The organism is Pantoea sp. PNA 14-12 (assembly GCF_004364735.1).
Taxonomy (GTDB): Bacteria; Pseudomonadota; Gammaproteobacteria; order Enterobacterales; family Enterobacteriaceae; genus Pantoea; species Pantoea stewartii.
In genome coordinates this window covers 69,942-89,071 of the sequence record NZ_SOAJ01000001.1, presented here as the reverse complement: position 1 = coordinate 89,071, position 19,130 = coordinate 69,942, and the positions used below count along the sequence as shown (strand labels likewise).

19 protein-coding genes and 1 pseudogene are annotated in these 19,130 nt (G+C 52.3%); 8 read left to right on the top strand and 12 right to left on the bottom strand.

From position 1 onward, the window contains the following. Nucleotides 1–59 precede the first annotated feature (59 nt). Complete coding sequence (locus C7434_RS00455; RefSeq protein ID WP_033738778.1) at nt 60–920, top strand: LysR family transcriptional regulator; 861 nt, start codon at nt 60–62, stop codon at nt 918–920. Nucleotides 921–1,654: 734 nt separating this feature from the next. Continuing rightward, nucleotides 1,655–3,034: an ATP-dependent RNA helicase DbpA gene (gene dbpA / locus C7434_RS00445; RefSeq protein WP_133745293.1), complete on the top strand. Its 1,380-nt coding sequence runs from the start codon at nt 1,655–1,657 to the stop codon at nt 3,032–3,034. Between the two features lie 33 nt (nt 3,035–3,067). On the opposite strand, the gene C7434_RS00440 is transcribed toward dbpA, so the two are convergent. Next, nucleotides 3,068–3,460 carry a NirD/YgiW/YdeI family stress tolerance protein gene (locus C7434_RS00440; protein ID WP_006118076.1) on the bottom strand — a complete coding sequence of 131 codons (393 nt, stop codon included), beginning with the start codon at nt 3,458–3,460 and terminating at the stop codon, nt 3,068–3,070. A gap of 161 nt (nt 3,461–3,621) precedes the next feature. On the opposite strand from C7434_RS00440, the gene C7434_RS00435 reads away from it, so the two are divergent. Both C7434_RS00435 and C7434_RS22295 read left to right on the top strand, forming a co-directional pair. Continuing rightward, the gene (locus C7434_RS00435; protein WP_006118075.1) at nt 3,622–4,584 is read left to right on the top strand and encodes a chemotaxis protein; all 963 of its coding nucleotides are present in this window, start codon (nt 3,622–3,624) and stop codon (nt 4,582–4,584) included. Between the two features lie 58 nt (nt 4,585–4,642). Continuing rightward, entirely contained in the window at nt 4,643–4,777 is a 135-nt protein-coding gene (locus tag C7434_RS22295) for a hypothetical protein (protein ID WP_255421330.1), read from the top strand. 114 nt (nt 4,778–4,891) lie between these two features. Here the strand turns inward: C7434_RS22295 and C7434_RS22080 are convergent, their stop codons facing one another. The 3 genes and pseudogenes from C7434_RS22080 to C7434_RS00420 form a co-directional block, all read right to left on the bottom strand. After that, nucleotides 4,892–5,059, bottom strand: coding sequence for a cold-shock protein (locus C7434_RS22080; protein ID WP_133745292.1), 168 nt, complete (start codon nt 5,057–5,059; stop codon nt 4,892–4,894). 9 nt (nt 5,060–5,068) lie between these two features. Further along, nucleotides 5,069–5,281 carry an RNA chaperone/antiterminator CspA gene (gene cspA / locus C7434_RS00425; RefSeq protein ID WP_006118073.1) on the bottom strand — a complete coding sequence of 71 codons (213 nt, stop codon included), beginning with the start codon at nt 5,279–5,281 and terminating at the stop codon, nt 5,069–5,071. A gap of 265 nt (nt 5,282–5,546) precedes the next feature. Continuing rightward, nucleotides 5,547–6,328, bottom strand: a pseudogene (locus C7434_RS00420) (NAD(P)H-dependent oxidoreductase). Nucleotides 6,329–6,428: 100 nt separating this feature from the next. Here C7434_RS00420 and C7434_RS00415 point away from each other — a divergent pair. Both C7434_RS00415 and C7434_RS00410 read left to right on the top strand, forming a co-directional pair. After that, nucleotides 6,429–7,334 (top strand): LysR family transcriptional regulator, encoded by a 906-nt coding sequence (locus C7434_RS00415; protein ID WP_133745035.1) that lies wholly within the window; start codon nt 6,429–6,431, stop codon nt 7,332–7,334. A 39-nt stretch (nt 7,335–7,373) separates the two neighbouring features. Then, the gene (locus C7434_RS00410; protein WP_133745034.1) at nt 7,374–7,919 is read left to right on the top strand and encodes an RNA 2'-phosphotransferase; all 546 of its coding nucleotides are present in this window, start codon (nt 7,374–7,376) and stop codon (nt 7,917–7,919) included. A 3-nt stretch (nt 7,920–7,922) separates the two neighbouring features. Here the strand turns inward: C7434_RS00410 and C7434_RS00405 are convergent, their stop codons facing one another. The 7 genes from C7434_RS00405 to dhaK form a co-directional block, all read right to left on the bottom strand. After that, nucleotides 7,923–8,315 (bottom strand): SMI1/KNR4 family protein, encoded by a 393-nt coding sequence (locus tag C7434_RS00405; protein ID WP_133745033.1) that lies wholly within the window; start codon nt 8,313–8,315, stop codon nt 7,923–7,925. 297 nt (nt 8,316–8,612) lie between these two features. Then, complete coding sequence (locus C7434_RS00395; RefSeq protein WP_133745032.1) at nt 8,613–8,909, bottom strand: hypothetical protein; 297 nt, start codon at nt 8,907–8,909, stop codon at nt 8,613–8,615. Between the two features lie 10 nt (nt 8,910–8,919). Continuing rightward, a complete protein-coding gene (locus C7434_RS22290) occupies nt 8,920–9,954 on the bottom strand; it encodes a VENN motif pre-toxin domain-containing protein (RefSeq protein ID WP_269751338.1) in 1,035 nt (344 codons plus the stop codon). Nucleotides 9,955–10,152: 198 nt separating this feature from the next. Further along, the gene (locus tag C7434_RS22285; RefSeq protein WP_269751337.1) at nt 10,153–10,590 is read right to left on the bottom strand and encodes a hypothetical protein; all 438 of its coding nucleotides are present in this window, start codon (nt 10,588–10,590) and stop codon (nt 10,153–10,155) included. Nucleotides 10,591–11,219: 629 nt separating this feature from the next. Further along, nucleotides 11,220–12,641 carry a dihydroxyacetone kinase phosphoryl donor subunit DhaM gene (gene dhaM, locus C7434_RS00385; RefSeq protein ID WP_133745031.1) on the bottom strand — a complete coding sequence of 474 codons (1,422 nt, stop codon included), beginning with the start codon at nt 12,639–12,641 and terminating at the stop codon, nt 11,220–11,222. 10 nt (nt 12,642–12,651) lie between these two features. Next, nucleotides 12,652–13,284, bottom strand: a complete 633-nt coding sequence (dhaL, locus tag C7434_RS00380) for a dihydroxyacetone kinase subunit DhaL (RefSeq protein WP_006118067.1) — start codon at nt 13,282–13,284, stop codon at nt 12,652–12,654. A 10-nt stretch (nt 13,285–13,294) separates the two neighbouring features. After that, nucleotides 13,295–14,365: a dihydroxyacetone kinase subunit DhaK gene (gene dhaK / locus C7434_RS00375; RefSeq protein WP_133745030.1), complete on the bottom strand. Its 1,071-nt coding sequence runs from the start codon at nt 14,363–14,365 to the stop codon at nt 13,295–13,297. 586 nt (nt 14,366–14,951) lie between these two features. Here dhaK and C7434_RS00370 point away from each other — a divergent pair. Together C7434_RS00370 and dhaR are read left to right on the top strand one after the other, a co-directional pair. Continuing rightward, nucleotides 14,952–16,049 (top strand): glycerol dehydrogenase, encoded by a 1,098-nt coding sequence (locus tag C7434_RS00370; protein WP_033738579.1) that lies wholly within the window; start codon nt 14,952–14,954, stop codon nt 16,047–16,049. A 101-nt stretch (nt 16,050–16,150) separates the two neighbouring features. Then, nucleotides 16,151–18,067 carry a dihydroxyacetone kinase operon transcriptional regulator DhaR gene (gene dhaR, locus C7434_RS00365; protein ID WP_133745029.1) on the top strand — a complete coding sequence of 639 codons (1,917 nt, stop codon included), beginning with the start codon at nt 16,151–16,153 and terminating at the stop codon, nt 18,065–18,067. Between the two features lie 66 nt (nt 18,068–18,133). On the opposite strand, the gene lpxO is transcribed toward dhaR, so the two are convergent. Beyond that, on the bottom strand, nt 18,134–19,042 hold the full coding sequence (lpxO, locus tag C7434_RS00360; RefSeq protein WP_033738574.1) for a lipid A hydroxylase LpxO: 909 nt from the start codon (nt 19,040–19,042) through the stop codon (nt 18,134–18,136). Nucleotides 19,043–19,130 lie beyond the last annotated feature (88 nt).

Genomic DNA, 19,130 nt, shown 5'->3' with positions numbered 1-19,130 from the left:
GCCTGACAGCTGTCGTTACTATTTGGAAATGGAATATCATCATGACAGGCAGTGGAAAAATGAATCGCCAGCCTATGTTCACGCCCCAGCAGCTTCTGAGCTTTGTTGCGGTCTGCGAAACCGCCAGCTTCACCCGTGCCGCCGATCGCGTGCACCTGTCGCAATCAACAGTGAGCCAGCAGGTGCGGCGACTGGAAGAGAGGGTGGGAAAAGCACTGCTGGCCCGCTCATCACATCAGGTAACCGTCACGGAGGAAGGCGAGAAGCTGCTGGGTTATGCCCGCCGTATCATTGCCCTGAATGGCGAAGCACTCGATGTGTTGAGCGATAAGTGGCGCGATGGTGTGCTGCGGCTTGGCGTTCCGGAAGATTTTGCGGCCCCCACGGCTGCCCTGCTGGCGCAGTTCAGTCGCGAACATCCCCATATGCGGCTGGATGTGATGAGCGGGATGCAGGTAGAACTACGTCGGGCCTGGCAGCGGGAGGAACTGGATATCATGCTGATTAAGCAACCTTACGGTGAACGCCCGCTGGCTTCCCGACCCGAGCCGCTGTTATGGCTGGACAGCGCCGCATATCCCTGCTTTGAGCATTCGCCGGTGCCGCTGGTCCTGTTTCCTCAACAGGGACTTTATCGCGAGGAGATCTGTCAGACGCTGGATGGGCTGGGCCGCAGCTGGCGCATCGGTTACAGCAGTGCCAGCCTTGTGGCCCTGTCTGCCGCCAGTGCCCAGGGCCTGGGCGTTACGCTGTTGCCTGCCAGCTGTCGCCTGCCTGCACATCGTGTGCTGGGCGACCAGCAGGGCTTGCCGGTGATTAACACTTTTGAGCTGGCGCTGTTCTGTCGCCAGCCGGATGAGGCGCTTCAGCGCCAGCTGGCAGAGGCACTGGTGACATTTGCCGATCTGCACTGGCAGTGAGTTTTTCACTGACAGGCAGTGGTAAAGGACGCTGTAAAACCAGAAACCGCGTGCAGATGCGGACGCGCCCCCTGTCAGAGAGCTGGCATGGGGCGCGGACAGCCGAATGAAGGCGACGCTAAACCCGAGCCTCCCTCGTCTGTGACATTAACGCCATCGCAAGCGTATAGAGATGGGCGCCATCAGAAGCCACCGGATCGTCTTCGGCATAACATCCAATCATAGAGGCCACTTTATCTGCCGATAAGCTTTCCCCATAGAGATGCAATGTCAGGACTGCACGACCTACGATTTTAAGTACGTCTTCATGCAAGATCTGCGGGATATTATTCAATGAAAAAATCCTCTGCCAGTAGTGATATCGATGTATCCTCCTCAATATAAAGGCGTTTACAAGTCGTTTTCATCTTCTCTTCTGGCGATACTTTTGCATTATTAATGCGTTAATTCCGTCGCAAATGCGGAATAATCTGATTAACTTTAAATTGTGTATTACAAAGAAAATATTAGGAAAAACATTCTTAATCTTAATGCCTTAGTCCATGTAAGCGGTTTCACACCTGACGCTTTAATTGATTAAAATTTCCCAACTAATCTTTTTCATCTTCAGTTTATTCTTAGATAAAAGCGCCGCCCGGCGCAGGGTTTGCAGGTTAACATTGCTGTTGTGTACACTTTCTGACAGACTTGCGCTCGCAATGATGCCCCAACTTACAGCCGCAGAGGCCGCACCCGTGACCGCTTTTTCCTCGCTTAATTCTCTTCCCGATAGTCAGCTCGATAACCTGCGCGAGATGGGCTATACCAGCATGACGCCGGTCCAGGCCGCCTCGCTGCCCGCTATCTTAGCCGGACGTGACGTTCGTGCGCAGGCAAAAACCGGCAGCGGCAAAACGGCCGCATTTGGTATTGGCCTGTTGCATCATATCGACAGTGCGCGTTTTCAGACTCAGGCGCTGATTTTATGTCCGACGCGAGAACTGGCCGATCAGGTCAGCAACGTTCTGCGGCAGTTAGCGCGCTTCACGCGCAATATCAAAATTCTGACCTTATGCGGCGGCCAGCCCATGAGTGCGCAGCGCGATTCGCTGGTGCATCCGCCGCAGATTGTGGTCGGTACGCCGGGCCGTATTCTTGACCATCTCAAGCGCGAAACGCTGCAGCTCGACAATCTGCGCACGCTGGTGCTGGACGAAGCCGATCGGATGCTGGAAATGGGCTTTCGTGACGATATGGAAACCATTATCGCCGCCACGCCCGCCGCGCGTCAGACGCTGCTGTTCTCTGCCACCTGGCCAGACGGCATTGCAACACTGAGCCAGCGCTTTCAACGTGATGCGCTGAGCGTCGTGACGGAAGAGGTCAGCGAACTGCCGGCAATCGAACAACAATTTATTGAAGCGACGCACGGCGAAAAATTGTCGCTGCTGATTAGCCTGCTCAGCGAACGCCAGCCATCGTCCTGTGTGGTGTTCTGCAACACCAAACGCGAATGTGATGATATTGCCGCTGCGCTTAACGCCCGCGATATCAGCGCCCTGCCCCTGCATGGCGATCTCGAACAACGCGATCGCGAACGTGTGCTGATCCGGTTTGCTAACGGCAGTGGTCGCGTGCTGGTGGCGACGGACGTCGCGGCCCGCGGCCTGGACATCAAGTCGCTGTCGCTGGTGGTGAACTACCAGCTGGCGTGGGATCCCGAAGTGCATCTGCATCGTATCGGCCGTACCGCGCGGGCGGGCGAAGAAGGCGCTGCCGTGAGTTTTGTCGCGGCCGATGAAATGGCGCGCGCGCATGCGTTAGAAGATTTCCTGCAGCAGAAGCTGCCATGGGTTGCCGCCAGTGCGCTCAGGAAAAGTAGTAAGCCGTTGCCGGCAGCCATGATGACGATTTGCATTGATGGTGGGCGTAAGGCCAAGATTCGGCCCGGCGATATTCTGGGTGCGCTGACAGGAGAAGCAGGCTATCGCGCCGATCAGATCGGTAAGATTGATCTCACCCCGACGCACGCTTATGTAGCGATTGAAGCGGCCCAGGCAAAATCTGCGCTGGTCAAACTTAAGCAGGGCAAAATCAAAGGCAAAACCTGCTGGGCTGTACTGCTGAAAGACTAAAAGAAAGGGCGAGAATCATTCTCGCCCTGCCGATTATGGCTCATCGATCCGCATAACGTGCAGCGTGGTTTTGTCACCTTTCCCGTGCACTTTACCACTGACGCGAACTTTGTCGTCAGCGGAATAGGTTTTGCCATCGAACGTTTTCTTCGGCGCAATAATGGTTAAAGTGCCGGTGCTGTCACGAAACTGATAATTATTGTCCGCGACTTTTTTTACGATATAACCTTCCAGCGTGACGTAACCGCCCTGCCGAAAGTCACGAATCTGATCGATGTGCGTCTGTCCTGTGTCTTCTGACCCTTTGTAGCCTGCATCCTGTTTATGCTGTGGCGGCGGCGTATCACCTGCCTTGAAGCCCCCTTCTTCCGCGTAAGCCCCTGTGGTCGCTACCGCCAGTAAGGTCGCCAGTACTAATTTTTTCATCGCTTACTCCTTTATAGGGAAAAGTATCCATGCTGCGTTCTCACTGTTAAGCCTGGCACAATAATCTCTTAACGTGCGTTTTCCCCTCTCACCTTTTTCCGATGGCTGCCGATAACTTCATCACACCCTTTTTCACCTGCTGCGCTGACGCTGAGGCAACGATGGATAATTTTCAGAAAGAGATCGATGAGAGAGCGAATCTCGCCTTATCGAATAAGTTTGAGCTGCTGCTGTTTCGCCTTGGCTCTGACCAGTTAAAAGGTAAATCAGAGCTGTTTGGGATAAACGTATTTAAACTGCGTGAAATTGTTCCGATGCCGCCGATTACGAAAGCTGCGGGCATGCGTTCGCCGTTGCTGGGCATGGCGAGCATTCGTGGACAGTTCATTCCTGTTATTGACCTGCCTGCGGTAGCCGGTTGCGTGCCTGAAACGGGCCTGAACTTGCTGCTGGTGACCGAATACGCGCGTAATACGCAGGCGTTTGCCGTCGAATCCGTTGAAAACATCGTGCGTCTTAACTGGAGCCAGGTTCATACCGCTGAAGCCGGTATCGGTGGACGTAACATCACCAGTATCGCGTGCCTGGATGACGACGAACAAAAAAGTAATCTGGCCATGGTGCTGGATGTCGAACAGATTCTCTATGACATCATCCCGTCCGTTCGTGGCGTGGAGCCTGAAGCGCCGAAAGAGCGTCAGTATAAAATGAAGCCCGGTTCCGTCGCGATTGTGGCTGAAGACTCCAAAGTTGCCCGCCAGTTGCTGGAGCAGGGCCTGAAGAGCATGGGCATTCCTGCCGTCATGTGTAACACCGGCCTGGAAGCGTGGGAAAAAATCAAAGCGATCCACCAGCAGGCTCAGTCGCAGGGTGAATCCATTCACGACAAGATCGCGCTGGTGTTAACCGACCTGGAAATGCCGGAAATGGACGGCTTTACGCTCACGCGTAACATCAAGCGCGACACCACGTTGCGTCATATTCCCGTCGTGATCCACTCCTCGCTTTCGGGCAGTGCTAACGAAGATCACGTTCGCAAAGTCGGGGCTGATGGCTATGTTGCCAAGTTCGAATTAAACGAACTGTCGGATGTCATTTTCAAAGCGCTGGAAGCCGCAAGTTAAAACGTAGCGGGCAGCACAACCCTGCCCTGCTGTCACCTAACGTTCAATACATGAGACTATGAAAATGCAGAGTGAAGCGCTTCCTGTCGTACGTAAACCCCTGTTCCGCGGGCGTTTACGTCAGCTGAGCTGGATTGCAATGGTGATAGCCTGTCTGGCGTTCTGGGCCGGCGTTCTTGTGCTGATGGTATAAGCGCAGCCTGGAAACCGGCTTCTACATTTCGCGAAAAGGGAATGAAAAAAGGCTGCCACTGGCAGCCTTTTTGATTACGGTAAATGCACAACGCTATAACGCTCTTTAGCCTTTTCAGAGCGCCTGTGGCTGACTCTGAGTTGCAATCCTTGTCGCGTTAATCTGAACAACGACCGTTTTGCAAAAAATGCATTTTGCTCCATGCGGGTTGGCTCTTGTCACATCGAAATGTGATGTACGGTACTGCGAGCCATTACAGTGAGGACACTTGAAACGCGTAATTTTCAGTCCTTAGAGACCAACAACGTTTGCAGCAGCAGGGCCTTTAGCACCATTTTCTACTGTAAATTCAACTTGTTGACCTTCATCTAAAGTACGGAAATCAGTACCCTGGATTGCAGAGAAGTGTACGAATACATCTTTGCTGCCGTCCTGAGGAGAGATGAAACCGAAGCCTTTCTCAGCGTTGAACCATTTAACGGTACCGCGGATTTTGTTAGACATGTTTAATTCCTTAAATAATTGAGCCTTCCGGCGTAATGGCCTGAGAACAGATTTCAATCAGAACGTAAGAGAAGACTCAAAAAGAAGGAATGTCTCGCGACAGGCTTAGAGATGAGAACTGCTGTAGATACTTACTTTGATAGCGTCTGTTAATCAAACCGACGATTCATTAGGTCACATCCTCGCGTTGCATGCAAGGGTTATTTTGAAATCGATGCAAACAGGGCAGATAAGCCAGACGATGTGCCTCTGCCCTGTTCTGCCTTCAGCCTTGACGAATGTGGATTCTGTGGCCCTGCTCACCGGCTGCCAGATCGTCACGCAAGGTTAACTCGGGGATCGCGTAATCCCCGCCGTTTTGCCGATAATAGCCAACAGGTGCAGTAATAAACAGGTTATCGAGCCGCTTACTCAGTTCCTGACAGAGCGCATCAAAACGTACACTATCGATCCGGCCGGTACGGTAAACCGTGAACGGCGGCAGCACGTCAAAGCCGGGGTAAAACAGAATGCCATGCTGAATGGGAAACAAGATGTCATCAATATGCCCATTGATGCCGCGCGGACTGTAATGCGACGCCCATCCGCCCATCGTGACCACCAGCATGGCGCGCTTCCCTGCCAGCGTACCTTCACCGTAGCGATCGCCCCAGTGCGTATCTGAATGTTCGCCTACGCCGTAGGCAAACCCGCAGGCATAAACACGATCGATCCAGCCTTTCAAGATGGCGGGCATCGAAAACCACCATAACGGGAATTGTAAAATCACCGCATCGGCCCACAGTAGTTTTTCCTGTTCCTGCTGGATGTCTTCGCTTTGAAACCACCTTCAAAAGCCTGAGTGGATTCCAGTGAGGGAGTAAACCGTTCGGCATGTTGGCGATGTTGTGTGTCGGCAGGCGATACGCGCGCCTCCCAGTTCATGGCATAGAGATCGGAAACGCGCACCTGATGGCCCAGCCGTTCCAGATGACTGACGGAAAAACGCGCCAGCGCATCGTTAAGCGAGCGGGGTTCAGGGTGAGCAACAACGATTAACACATTCATAAACTATCCCGTGTTGATAAAAGAGACAGGTAGCCTGCGCCTGATTGTGCTATCAGTAAAAGTAAAGGAACGGATAGTCGCTATAGACAGGACTGATACCATGAAGCCCGATCTGAATTTGTTGATCACGTTAAACGTCCTGCTACAGGAAAACAGCGTCAGCCGTGCCGCTGAACGGTTAACCCTTTCCCAGCCTTCCGTCAGTGCCCGGCTGGAACGCCTGCGTACTTTATTTAACGATCCGCTACTGATTCCGGTTTCTCATGGTATGCGTCCCACAGCACGAGCAGAAGGATTACGCCCTTCGCTTGAAGAACTGGTTGCCAGAATCGATGAAGTCGTAGCCGAGCCGGGACCCTTTGTGCCCGCAGAGGCAGACATCACCTGGCGCATTGCCGCCACGGATTATGGTGCGCAGACCGCGCTGGTGCCGTTGATGAATACCTTACGTCAGGAAGCGCCGGGCACCCGGCTTGCGATACTGGAAATGAAACCGGCCCTCATCGCGCAACAACTGGAAAAAGGCACGGTCGATCTGGTGCTTCATCTGCGTGACGGCGTGCCAGAGGGATTACATGTCCGCCCACTGTTTCAGGAGCGCTATGTGGTAGCAGGCCGTCAGGGTCATCCCGCCCTGCATTCTGCTATCACCGCCAAAGCGCTCTGCGCGCTGGAGCATGTGGTGGTGTCGCCAGACGGCGGCGGCTTTTGTGGGGTGACGGATAGCGTGCTGGAAGCCAGAGGATTGAGCCGGAAAGTGGTACTCTCTGTACCCCACTTTCTGTTGATGGGCAGCGTGCTGAGCACCAGCGATTTAGTAGCGTTGATGCCGGAGAGAGTGGCGGCGATGATGCCGGGATTGATGACCGTGCTACCGCCGATGGCGATTCCAGGCTTTGAGCTGGTGATGCTGTGGCATGCGCGATCGCACCGGGATTTGGGGCACAGGTGGTTAAGGGAACGGGTGGTGGGGAGGTTTCAGGATGGGAATATGGTGAGGTTCTGAAGTACTATTAAAGTAATTAATATCATAAAGGTGAGCGATATGGATAAAGAGATACACGCCGAAGCGAGTAAGTTTTTAAGTTATATTTTACGGCATAAACCTGAAACGATTGGGTTAACTCTCGACGCGGAGGGGTGGGCTGATATTGATACATTGATCCGCCTTTCAAAAGTAAAAGGCCATCAATTTGATAAGGACCTCATTCGCACTATTGTTGAAAAAAGCGCGAAGAAACGTTTTACCCTCTCTCCTGATGGCTTACATATTCGAGCCGCACAAGGACATTCTTCTCAGCAGGTGGATATCCGTTATGAAGAAAAAACACCTCCTGCTCTTTTATATCATGGGACTGCTACACGCTTTCTGGTATCTATCTTTGGGGAAGGCCTTAAACCTCAAAGTCGTCAATATGTCCATTTATCTGGCGATGAAAGTACAGCAATTCAGGTTGGCATGCGTCACGGAAAACCTGTCGTTTTGAAGATTCAGGCTCGGACCATGCATGAACAGGGTTTTACTTTTTTTCAGGCTGAGAATGGCGTCTGGTTAACAGAGAAAGTGCCTTATCAGTTTATTCAGCAATAATTACTATTCACCTCCGTCTCGCTCTGTCTTATAGCGGGATGATTCAAGGCTAGCCATTTTCAGCCATTCATTAAAGCTATCTACATAACCTCTATTTTCCCAGCCAGGCGAAGCAAAAGCATGTACATAATAGACTCTTGGATCACCTGTTGTGTTTGTACCATCAAAACAAGCTATATCGTTAGAGTAGTTTAATTTAGCAAATGGCACTAATTTTCGAGTAGGGTATCTTTCTTTTAATTCATTCATCCAGAATGAAGATGATTCCTGAGATTCACAAATAAAAGACCACGGCTCAATGTCAGGAATAATATCCATAGACATTATTTCAGCATAGGAAGCCGGATATCTAAAATCATCAGGAAGTTCGTCCTTTGTGTATAAATAAACACCCATTTATTACTTTCCTTTTCCTGTTACTCTGGGAGGTTCAGTTGATCCATAAGGATTATTGGTACAAAAGCCGCCAAACTGTTTATTTATTCTACCTGTTATTGCCTCCCCCCAAGTTTGAGGAACAAAATCACGTTTTCTGTCTGCAAAACGTTCAACTTCAGAAGGTGTTAATGTCTCGTTATAGCTTCTTACATTCGCTTCAATATTTATACCTGCTTCTCTGGCAGCCCTGATCCTCGTGTTATCAATGCTGGTCCTTTTCCATCAGGAATTTTGATAACATCCACTGGTTCTCCCTTATTTCAGTAATTGTTTAGGAGTAGCAAACCCACATTCTTTATCTATGGAATAACGCCCTCCATCCCATCTATAAGCTTCAATCTCATTACATATTAATCTAATATTTGTAAAGGGATTCCCCTCATCATCATAGTTGCTAAAAACCCTCCAAATCATCTCACCATCTCCATTTAGATAATAAATATTCCGTGCGCACTCAACTTTCCCATATAGATCCTGCATACCTAATCGATTAATAACTACAATTTTTTTTCCATCATCAAGCAGAACTTCGCTCAAAACATTATCATTCATTATCACACTCTCACTTTATCGGTCCAGGAACACCAAAGCTAGTATCTGAAATTTGATCTAAAAGTTGATATTGCACATTTCCGCTTTCGGAAGCTCCAAATTCAGGTTGAGCGGCGACCTTAACAACTTGCATTCTTGTAACAGCTGGTACAGTAACCTCCGCAACTTGTGTTGGTACGTTTGGTAAGGCCAGATGTTGTTGAATTTGCTTAGGGGTCATTCCTGCAATTTCATCCGCCCGAACCAGAAATGCACCTATAGGGTTATTTGATGTAGAAACACGCACAAAAGTCAAATCTGATGTCATCGTGAATGTTCTAACCTGTGTTGCTGAATCATAAGGAGCATTCCAGCCTCTCTTGATGAAAGGAGCATTTGCTTCGTCTGCACTTATGGCCTTAACATTAGATATCATGCTAATTTTAGATGGATATAATGTTGCTGCCGCAGTTTTACCGATACCTACTGCACCGCCAGCGCCAATACCGCCTGGTACTATAGCTTCCGATAACTGAATACCGATATTATGCAGACATATATACAGCTCGTCCTTACAGGTCTGTAACGCGACTTGCTCCATCCGTGCAATTGCAGGTGTAGCGGCGGCGAGTAAACCACCACCCAGACCGGCGGGGATCGCAACTGTCAGTGCATCATTTATCGCCTTACCACGCTCACACGCTGCACCAACCGGATTATCAGCACAGGATGCAATATCTTGACCGTGCTTTCTTACAAAATCTTTCTGACCTAGCTCTGTGCCGCCCCTCATTAAATTATTCTCAACCGTAACCTTCCCGGCCTGAGCAGCGGTAACCATATCTGCAGCCCCGCTCCCCGCCAGGCCCCCAGAAAGACCCGCTGCCAGTGTTGCCAGCGCCGATACGGTTTCTTTCTCCCTGTCATCCATCTCATAGGGCTGCTTGCCGTAGATTTCGCTCGCCAGCATGCCGGTCAGCTCGCCTGTCACCGCCTCTGCGGCCCCTGCTGCGATATTTTTGTCCTGGGCGGCCGCAAGCGCCGCATTGACAACCGCATGCGCCATTAACCGGCCGGCCGGGTCTAAATCTGAATGCCCGATCAGGTTGGCAATATAGGGGGCTGCGCCCCCGGCGGCGGCGCGGATATCACCCGAAGCCAGTCCCTGTACGGCAGCCGTTGCGGCTGTGACAATGCGCTGTACGCTGCCACCCACAGCGAAAGGCGAAGCACTGAGCGCACTATCGTAATAGCTCTGCCAGGCCTACTTGCTGATTTGCTCACTGGTCGGCGTCTTGCCCGGATTCGCTTTTTCCCAGTCCGTTTTAGCCTGCTGCAGTTTTTCCGGACTAGCCTGCTTCATGTCATTATTTGCAGCGCGCGTCGCTTCAATTGCGCCCTGCGTTTCGACAATATCGCCCACCTGGCTGCCAATCTCGCCAATCATCTGCGCAGTCTGCAGTCGCTGCTGTTCTTTCTCTTTGTTAAAGATCGGGCTGATGCTGTCGTTGGCATGTGCCGTGTCGCGACTCAGCGTGGCGGTATCCTGCTTCTGGTCAGCCTGATTACGCACCACTGTCGTCCCGTCAGCCACCGCTGACCGGGTAGTTCCTTCAGCATGCCCTTTTCCGTCAGCGCCTGCCAGCATGGTGTTAGCCATATTCCCGGCGAACTGGCCCGCCATGCTGGCACCCGAGCTCATGCCGATGTCCTGATGTTCCGTTTTGTAGTCGGCCGCGTTATGCAGATCGGTAAAACCCAGCGTTCCCGTATCCAGACGGTTTTTATCCGCCCCGGCCTGAGATTTAACCGGACCTTGTTATAGAGACAAAAGTGAAGCTGCCGCATGAGCCATAACTGGACTCTTTCATGTCGCGCCTGACAGAGCGATTTTATTTACCTTAGGTAATGCTAAATCGCCACGCCCTTTCAGCTGACTGCCGTAATTAACTAAGTCTCCGTTGGCAGGGCCCATGGCTTTTTCAGGTGGCGTTGATAATCCGATTCCGGCCTCAGTTATTAATTGAGCCGCTGACTAAATGAGATTGCAAAGTTGGTTCTGAGTTGTGTTGCTGTATTGAGAATGAAATGCTGATGCCAACGACGTTGGCTGGATCATCCTGTCCCTCACTGGCTGACAAATCTGTACACCAGTTAAAACGGCGTTCATCACCTGATTGGCAGCCAAACTCCTATTGCCCCTTTGACTGACCTACTGAGCCGCAACCACCGCCCTGTTAATAAGAAATTGATATTAAAATCAACGTACAATTGCGGTCTTTTAAGGGAAATAAAGCCCCCGAAGACCTCATCAGGGGCGAATGAAAAGCACTAAAGACTTCTGATCTGTTGCCCGGCGACATCTATCATCAGCCTGTCCTCTGGCTGAATGATATCCAGCATATCACCCTGCTGACAGAGAAAGGCAACACCGGCTTCGCGGGCAATAATGGCAGCGTGAGAGAGCGCACTGCCCTCCCGCAGGCAAATGCCTTTTATCTGCTTCACATCCAGACTGGCGACCGCAGAGGGAAAGATGTCATCGGCAATCAGAATCGCGGGGACATCCGGTGTTGGAAGCGTAATCTCACGACCGCTAAGGTGACACAGGGTGCGGTGCAGGATGTCTTGAATATCGATAAATCTCGCCTGCAGGTAAGCATCATCCAGTTGCCGGTATTGCTGACTTAGCGCCATGAGCACCTCATACCAGGCGGATTCGGCACAGCACCGTGCCGCGCGAATCTTCTCGCAGGCTTCATCAAACATATCGGCATCATCCAGCAACGTGTGATGCCCGGCGAAAATAGCGGCTACCGCCTCGCCATAATTCGCTTCTGCCCGTTTATGCAGCGCATCCAGATCACAGAGAGTGTCAGCGATTGCCTGCTTCAGCCGTCGGCATTCCTGCTGCTCATCGGCACATGGACGCCGGTCAGGCTGCGCCAGCGGCAAGGGATAAAACACCGCTTTACCCTGCACCTGTCCCGTGTCCGGTACCGTTGTCCTGAGCGACATCGTTTCAGGTTGCTCGCCAAAATTTTCCGCCGCCAGAGAGGTGAACGCTTCCAGCGCAGCGCCCGCTTCGGGGCCACGTGCCGACAAGGTAATCTGATCGTTACAGCGCACCTGCAGCAGAGCAATCTGGTTGAGACTGTCTGGCGTGACACACTGGTTATCTTTTTTCAGTACCAACTCCGCATCAAAACCAGCCAGCGTGGTCACAAGCCGTGAAGCAGGACGGACGTGCAGGCCATGGTGATTTTTTACGGTCACCGTGACCGATTGTGCGTCCTCGTGTGGGTTAACGGTGGCGACGCTGGCAACGGCACTATCAGATGCAATACCCAGTTGTGCCTGCTTCGCCTCCAGCGCCTTCATGGCCACCGTCATCACCTTTTCGATATCGGCACCCGCCGCCGCACTGACGGTTGCCGCCAGCGTACCTTCCACCAGCGGTGCGGCACACAAACGCACTTTGGCCGCAATGGCAGGATCAAGCAGCTCAAGCGCCGTTTCTGCACTTAACAGCGCACTTCCCATGTCCATCATGACCAGAACATGATCCGCATCTGCCACCGATTCGATCGCCGCCATCACTTTCACGGGATCCGTGCCAATCGGATGATCAGGATCGTCAATGCCGGCAGCGACCGCCAGCTTGCAGCGATCGCCGGTTAACATTTGTCGCGCCAGCATCTCCACGCCGTTACCCAGCAACGCACTGTGTGACACGATCACCAGATTTACCATGTGCTTCTCCTTAAGCTTTGGCGGCGGCAGCCAGCATCTGCATCATAAACATCACCGATGTTGCCCCCGGATCCTGATGACCAATACTGCGCTCTCCCAGGTAACTGGCGCGGCCTTTGCGGGCCTGCATTGTAATGGTGGCGTGAGCGGCCGTTTCTGCCTGCTCGCAGGCGGCATCCAGCGCGGCGATGACCGACATATTTTGCTCACTGGCGTGCCGCAGTGACGCCACCACCGCAAGCCAGACATCACACATCGTTTTATCGCCGGGTTCCGCTTTTCCTCGATTCACCACGCCTTCGGCCCCTTCGCGTATCATTTGATACAGCTCTTCCAGCGTCAGGCTCTGATGTGCCTGTGTGACCTGCGCCGCCCGGATAAAGAAAGTGCCAAACAACGGCCCGCTGGCACCGCCCACATTGGAAAGCAGCGTCATGCCGGTATTTTTGAGGATAAAGCCAATATCCTTATCGGCAATCGCGGGCAGCTTCTCGACCACCTTACTGAAACCCCGGTGCATATTTAAGCCGTGATCGGCGTCGCCAATTTCGCGATCCAGGCCGGTGAGAAAATCACTTTCACGGGTAAAAACTTCACCACAGCGGTAAAGCCAGTTCACAATTTGGGCGCGGGTAAGTGACATGTCGAACTCCTTAACAGCCCCAGTTCAGGGCAGGTGTGTGTACCGGGGCATCCCACAGTGACAGGGCCTCATCATCCACGCTTAACAGCGTGATGGAAAAGCCCACCATATCCAGCGATGTGCAGTAGCTGCCCACCAGATTTCGCGCGATAGTGATGCCGCTTTCGTCGCAACGCTGAGCCAGACGGTTATAAACACCATACAGTTCTGACAGTGGCGTAGCGCCCAGATTATTAACCAGCGCAATCACACGATCGCCGCGGGTTAATGCCTGCTTGCTGTGTTTAACCTCTTGCCAGCTTCCGTTGTTTTGATCCCAGTGACGTAGGGTACGGCTGTAGTTGCCATTCTCCAGCAGCGTGTCGAACATCTCATCGACCGTCTTGTCCAGCGAGGTAAAAGTACGGCGGTCGATGCCGGGTTCGCCATGAATCCCTACACCGAACTCCATTTCGTTGTCCTGGAGTTCGAACGAGCGTTTGCCGGCGGCGGGCACGGTACAGGCGCCTAACGCAATACCGATCGAGTGGCCCAGGTTATTGAGTTTACGTCCCAGCGCCGCACAGGCTTCCAGTGAATCGCCCCGCTCCGCTGCGGCGCCAAGCAGTTTTTCAATCAGTACCGTATTCGCCACACCACGTCGTCCTGTCGTGTAGAGACTGTCTTTTACGGCCACGTCATCGTCAACCACCACTGTGGTGACTTTTACACCGCTTTCGTGCAGCAGCTCGGTGGCGGTTTCGAAGTTGAGAATATCACCGGTGTAATTTTTGATTATCATCAGTACGCCTTCACCACCGTCAATTTTCATGGCGCATTCATACATTTTATCCGGCGTTGGCGAGGTGAAAATCTCACCCGGGCAGGCACCCGAAAGCATGCCCGGACCAATAAATCCGCAGTGCATCGGTTCATGGCCGCTTCCGCCGCCCGACAGTAAGGCAACCTTTCCGGCGACAGGCGCATCGGCGCGCGTCATACAAACTGGATCCTGATGCAGCGTCATTTCAGGATGGGCACGAGCGAAGCCTGCAAGTTGTTCACTCAATACATCTTCCACACGATTAATCAGCTTTTTCATGGGTATGCTCCGTTAGCATCGGTTTGCCGCCGCTCTTGCCTTAGCAAAAGGGACAGCATTATCAGGAGAGCGAGACGGCGAAAAGCAGCGCGTCGGTGGAGTGATTCTTACGGAGTCGACAGGAAAAAAAATGCCCCTCTTCAGCGTTCCATAAGGGAACGTTTTACTGCGTTATTATGTTTCGTTATGAAACGTTTTATCGCGCTTACGGCGAAAAATGAGAGGCAAAGCAAGAAATCGGGATCGTTGCACGTGATCAATCTGTCTGAGCGATAAGCGTTTTATCCCCTCAGGCTGGCGCGCAGTCGCGTCCTTCCTCTCACACGGGTTCCGGGTAGTCTCTTAACCGCTAAGAGGAGATCGCGATCGCAACATGGCTTTTCGAGCGCGTTTATTGTTTCAGGATGGAACACAACTGACCGTATGGCGTTCCATATAAGAACGTTGGCGTCAAAAATATTTCCCCTCACCGTTGATCGTAAAGTGAGTCGCGTACGCCGGTCATCATCCGGCTCACATCGCCAACTGAGCCAGAAAGATGCGCGCGTTCATCTTGCGAACATGTTCTTACTTGAGGGTGAAAGGAATGCCAAAAATTATTCAGTCTCCAGCGAAATATATTCAGGGCCCCGATGCCTTGTTGTCCTTTGGGGAATATGCCAAAAACCTGGCAAATCATTTTTTTGTGATTGCCGATGACGTTGTGATGAAACTGGCGGGCGATCAGGTCCTGTCCGGCCTTGCCAGCCACAGTGTGACCTGCCATGCCGAACGCTTTAACGGGGAGTGTTGCCGGACGGAAATAGAACGCCTGATGGCCCTTGTCGAACAGCATGGCTGCCGGGGCGTGATCGGACTGGGTGGGGGGAAAACGCTGGACACCGCTAAAGCCGTCGCCTGGTATCTGAAACTGCCGGTGGTGGTGATCCCGACCATCGCGTCGACGGATGCGCCCACCAGCGCGCTGTCGGTCATTTATACCGAATCCGGTGAGTTTGCTGAGTACCTGATCTATCCCAAAAACCCTGACATGGTGGTCATGGATACTACAATCATTGCCAAAGCCCCGGTTCGCTTGCTGGTCGCCGGTATGGGTGATGCCCTGTCGACCTGGTTTGAAGCAAAAGCCTGTTATGACTCGGGCGCAACCAGCATGGCGGGAGGGAAATCGACCGCGGCCGCGTTAAGCCTGGCGCGTCTGTGCTACGAGACGCTTCTGGCTGAGGGCGAAAAAGCGCGCTGTGCCGCCCAGGCGGGCGTCGTCACGGAAGCCCTGGAACGTATTGTGGAAGCCAACACCTATCTGAGTGGTATTGGTTTTGAGAGCAGCGGTCTGGCTGCCGCTCATGCGATTCACAATGCATTTACCGTGCTGGAAGAGTGCCATCATCTTTATCATGGCGAAAAAGTGGCGTTTGGTACGCTCGCGCAGTTGGTACTGCAAAACAGCCCGACAGATGAGATCGAAACCGTGCTGAACTTCTGCCAGAAAGTGGGCCTGCCTGTCACGCTGGCACAGATGGGAGTGAAACACGGCATTGAAGAGAAAATAAGCGCGGTTGCCCATGCGGCCTGCGTGGAAGGCGAAACCATCCACAATATGCCGTTCCCGGTTACACCGGACAGCGTGTACGCAGCCATTGTGACTGCGGATCTGCTGGGGCAGCAGTGGCTGTCACGTTAGCCGACTGCCGGTAACCGCTGGCCCGGGTATCACGGGCACCAGGCGTCCCTCTGACCGGATCTGTCAGAGGGATTTTCTATGGTTTTCTGGCGGAAAACGTGATGACGGGTTTACCTCCCCATAGCAATAATGACGGTTCAGTGGTGATTACGCAGTCATGGCAGCGCTGCAGTAAATATATGCAACGCGATAACTGGCAGACGCCACACCAGGCGCAGGGCCTGACCTATGAATCCATATGTCGACGTAAAGCCGCGTTGATAACCCTCGGTCAGGCGACGCTGGAGGATGCATGGGAATACATGGAAAACCGTGCCTGTGCGCTGCTCATTCTGGACGAATCAGCCTGTATTCTGACCCGCTGCGGCGCGCCTGAAACGCTGATGCAGCTTGACGCATTAGGCATGCGGGATGGCAGCTATTGTGCGGAAAGCATTATCGGTACCTGTGCCTTATCGCTGGCGGCGCTTGAAGGTCAGCCCATTAAGACCCACGGCGAACAACACTTCAAACGGGCCCTTCATCCCTGGTTTTTCTGCTCAACCCCAATATTTGATAATCATGGTCGCTTATTTGGCTCCATTTCTCTGGCCTGCCAGGACAAGACGCAGGCATCGTCAGATCTTTCTCTGACGTTAGCCATTGCCCGTGAGGTGGGCAACTCGTTACTGACGGACACTTTGCTTACCGAGTCCAACCGCCATCTGAATCAACTCAATGGCCTGCTGGAAAGCATGGATGACGGCGTGATGGCCTGGAACGAGCAAGGCGTGTTGCAGTTTCTCAACGCCCGGGCCGCACGGATGTTGCATCTGAATGCGCTGACCAGTCAGGGAAAAATGCTGGCGGATTTGGTGACCCTGCCTGCCCTGTTGCGTCGGGCCATCACCCAGGTTCAGGCGCTGAAGCATGTAGAGGTCACGTTTGAAAGCCAGCACCAGTTTGTGGATGCCGTCATTACGTTGAAACCGATTGTTGAACCCCAGGGCAACAGTTTTATTTTGCTGCTTCATCCGGTTGAGCAGATGCGCCAGCTGATGACCAGTCAGTTAGGCAAAGTCAGCCATACGTTTGAACAAATGCCTGAAGAAGATGCGGAAACACGACGTTTGGTTTGTTTCGGCCGTCAGGCCGCAAAAGGCCGCTTTCCGGTCTTACTGTGTGGGGAAGAAGGCGTGGGGAAAGAGCTACTCAGCCAGGCGATTCATAATGAAAGCGACCGGGCGAGTGGTCCCTACATTGCGGTTAACTGTCAACTTTATGCCGACAATTCTCTGGGAGAGGATTTTACAGGCAGTGCGCCCGGCGAGGATGAAGATGGCCGGTTAAGCCGACTGGCGCTGGCCAGCGGCGGCACGTTGTTTTTGGAAAAGATTGAATATCTTACTCCGGCTCAGCAGTCTGTGCTGCTTCAGGTCATCAAACAGGGCGTACTGACCCGGCTGGATGCCCGGCGGCTTATTCCTGTTGATATCAAAGTGATTGCCACAACGACCACTAATCTGGCCCATCTTGTGGAACAGAATCGTTTTAGCCGTCAGCTTTATTACGCCTTACATTCCTTTGAAATTGCCATACCGCCTCTGCGGGCGCGCCGTCACAGCATTCCCTGTCTCATTAACACCCGGTTGCGCAGGCTGGAAAAGCGGTTTTCATCACGTTTTAAAGTGGATGACGAGGTTATCACGCAGTTAATGCAGTATGGATGGCCAGGCAATGACTTTGAGCTCAACAGCGTAATCGAGAATATTGCGATCCGCAGTGAAAATGGCCATATCCGGCTAAGCAACCTGCCTGAATCACTGTTTTCTGAACAGGCTGATAATACTGCCGGCACGGCGTTGTTGCCGGATGATTTGTCTTTTCGCGCCATTGAAAAAGAAGCGATTCTTCAGGCAGCCCGAATGACGCATGGCAAGGTACAGGCTATGTCGGCGATGCTGAATATTGGACGCACCACCTTATGGCGAAAAATGAAACACTATGCGATTGATGCCAGTGAGTTCAAACTAAAGTAAGGGCTGTCGGTTATATTCGCCAGCCAATGAGGCGGTCAGTCTGCGCCTGACCGCCTTGTTATTTTGCTACATCATACCCGGGACAATGATCGCCAAAAAGATCAGGGCAATTAAGCTATGTTTTACCCAGTAATAAAGGGTCCGGTTACGCTTTTTCAGCTTCTGTCCGGCATCGCGAACAGCATTAACGTATTTAAAAATCCGGTTAATGAATCCCGTTTTGTCATTCTCATCATTGGGCGAGGCGGCTGCCGACATTAATGTATTGCCAACCCAGTGATTAACCGCCTGTGCCCAGCGCCATTTCATCGGCCGCTCAATATCGCAGAACAGAATAATGCGCGTTTGCTCGCTTTCATTCTGCGCCCAGTGCACATACGTTTCGTCAAAAATCACCGCCTGACCATCGCGCCAGCTATGGCGCTGGCGATCCACTTCGATGAAACAACGGTCGTCATTGGGCGTCACCAGGCCAAGGTGATAACGCACCGATCCCGCGTAGGGATCGCGGTGTTTACCTAAATGACTGCCTGCAGGCAGTTCTGCAAACATGGCTGCTTTGATGGACGGGATCTGACTCACCAGTGCCGTGGTCACAGGACACAGCTGCTGTGCTGAAGGGTGCACATCGCTATACCACTTAAGGTAAAAACGTTTCCAGCCACGTTTAAAGAAGGTGTTAAAACCTGCATCATTATGGCTTTGTGCCGCTTTGATGTGATCCTGAAGCCGTATCGCCTCCTCACGGATAACCTCCCAGTTATCGGTAAGCTGACGAAGTTCAGGAAAATCATCCGTCGGGAAATAAGGCTGTTTTGCCGGCAACCTGGAGAAGCCCGTCATAAACATATTGATGGGCGCCATAAAGGTCGAGTGATCAAATAACTGACGTGAAAACTTTTGCTTTTCTACACCGCGTGAGTGCGCATAGATAACGCTAATAATAAAAATACCAATGATAATGGCAGCCACCATACAACGTGTTCCTTGTGTTGCAAGAATGGAGTGTTTCTTGCGAAGAGTTATTGGGACTTTAATTTTTAGTATTGAAACGTAAAAATTT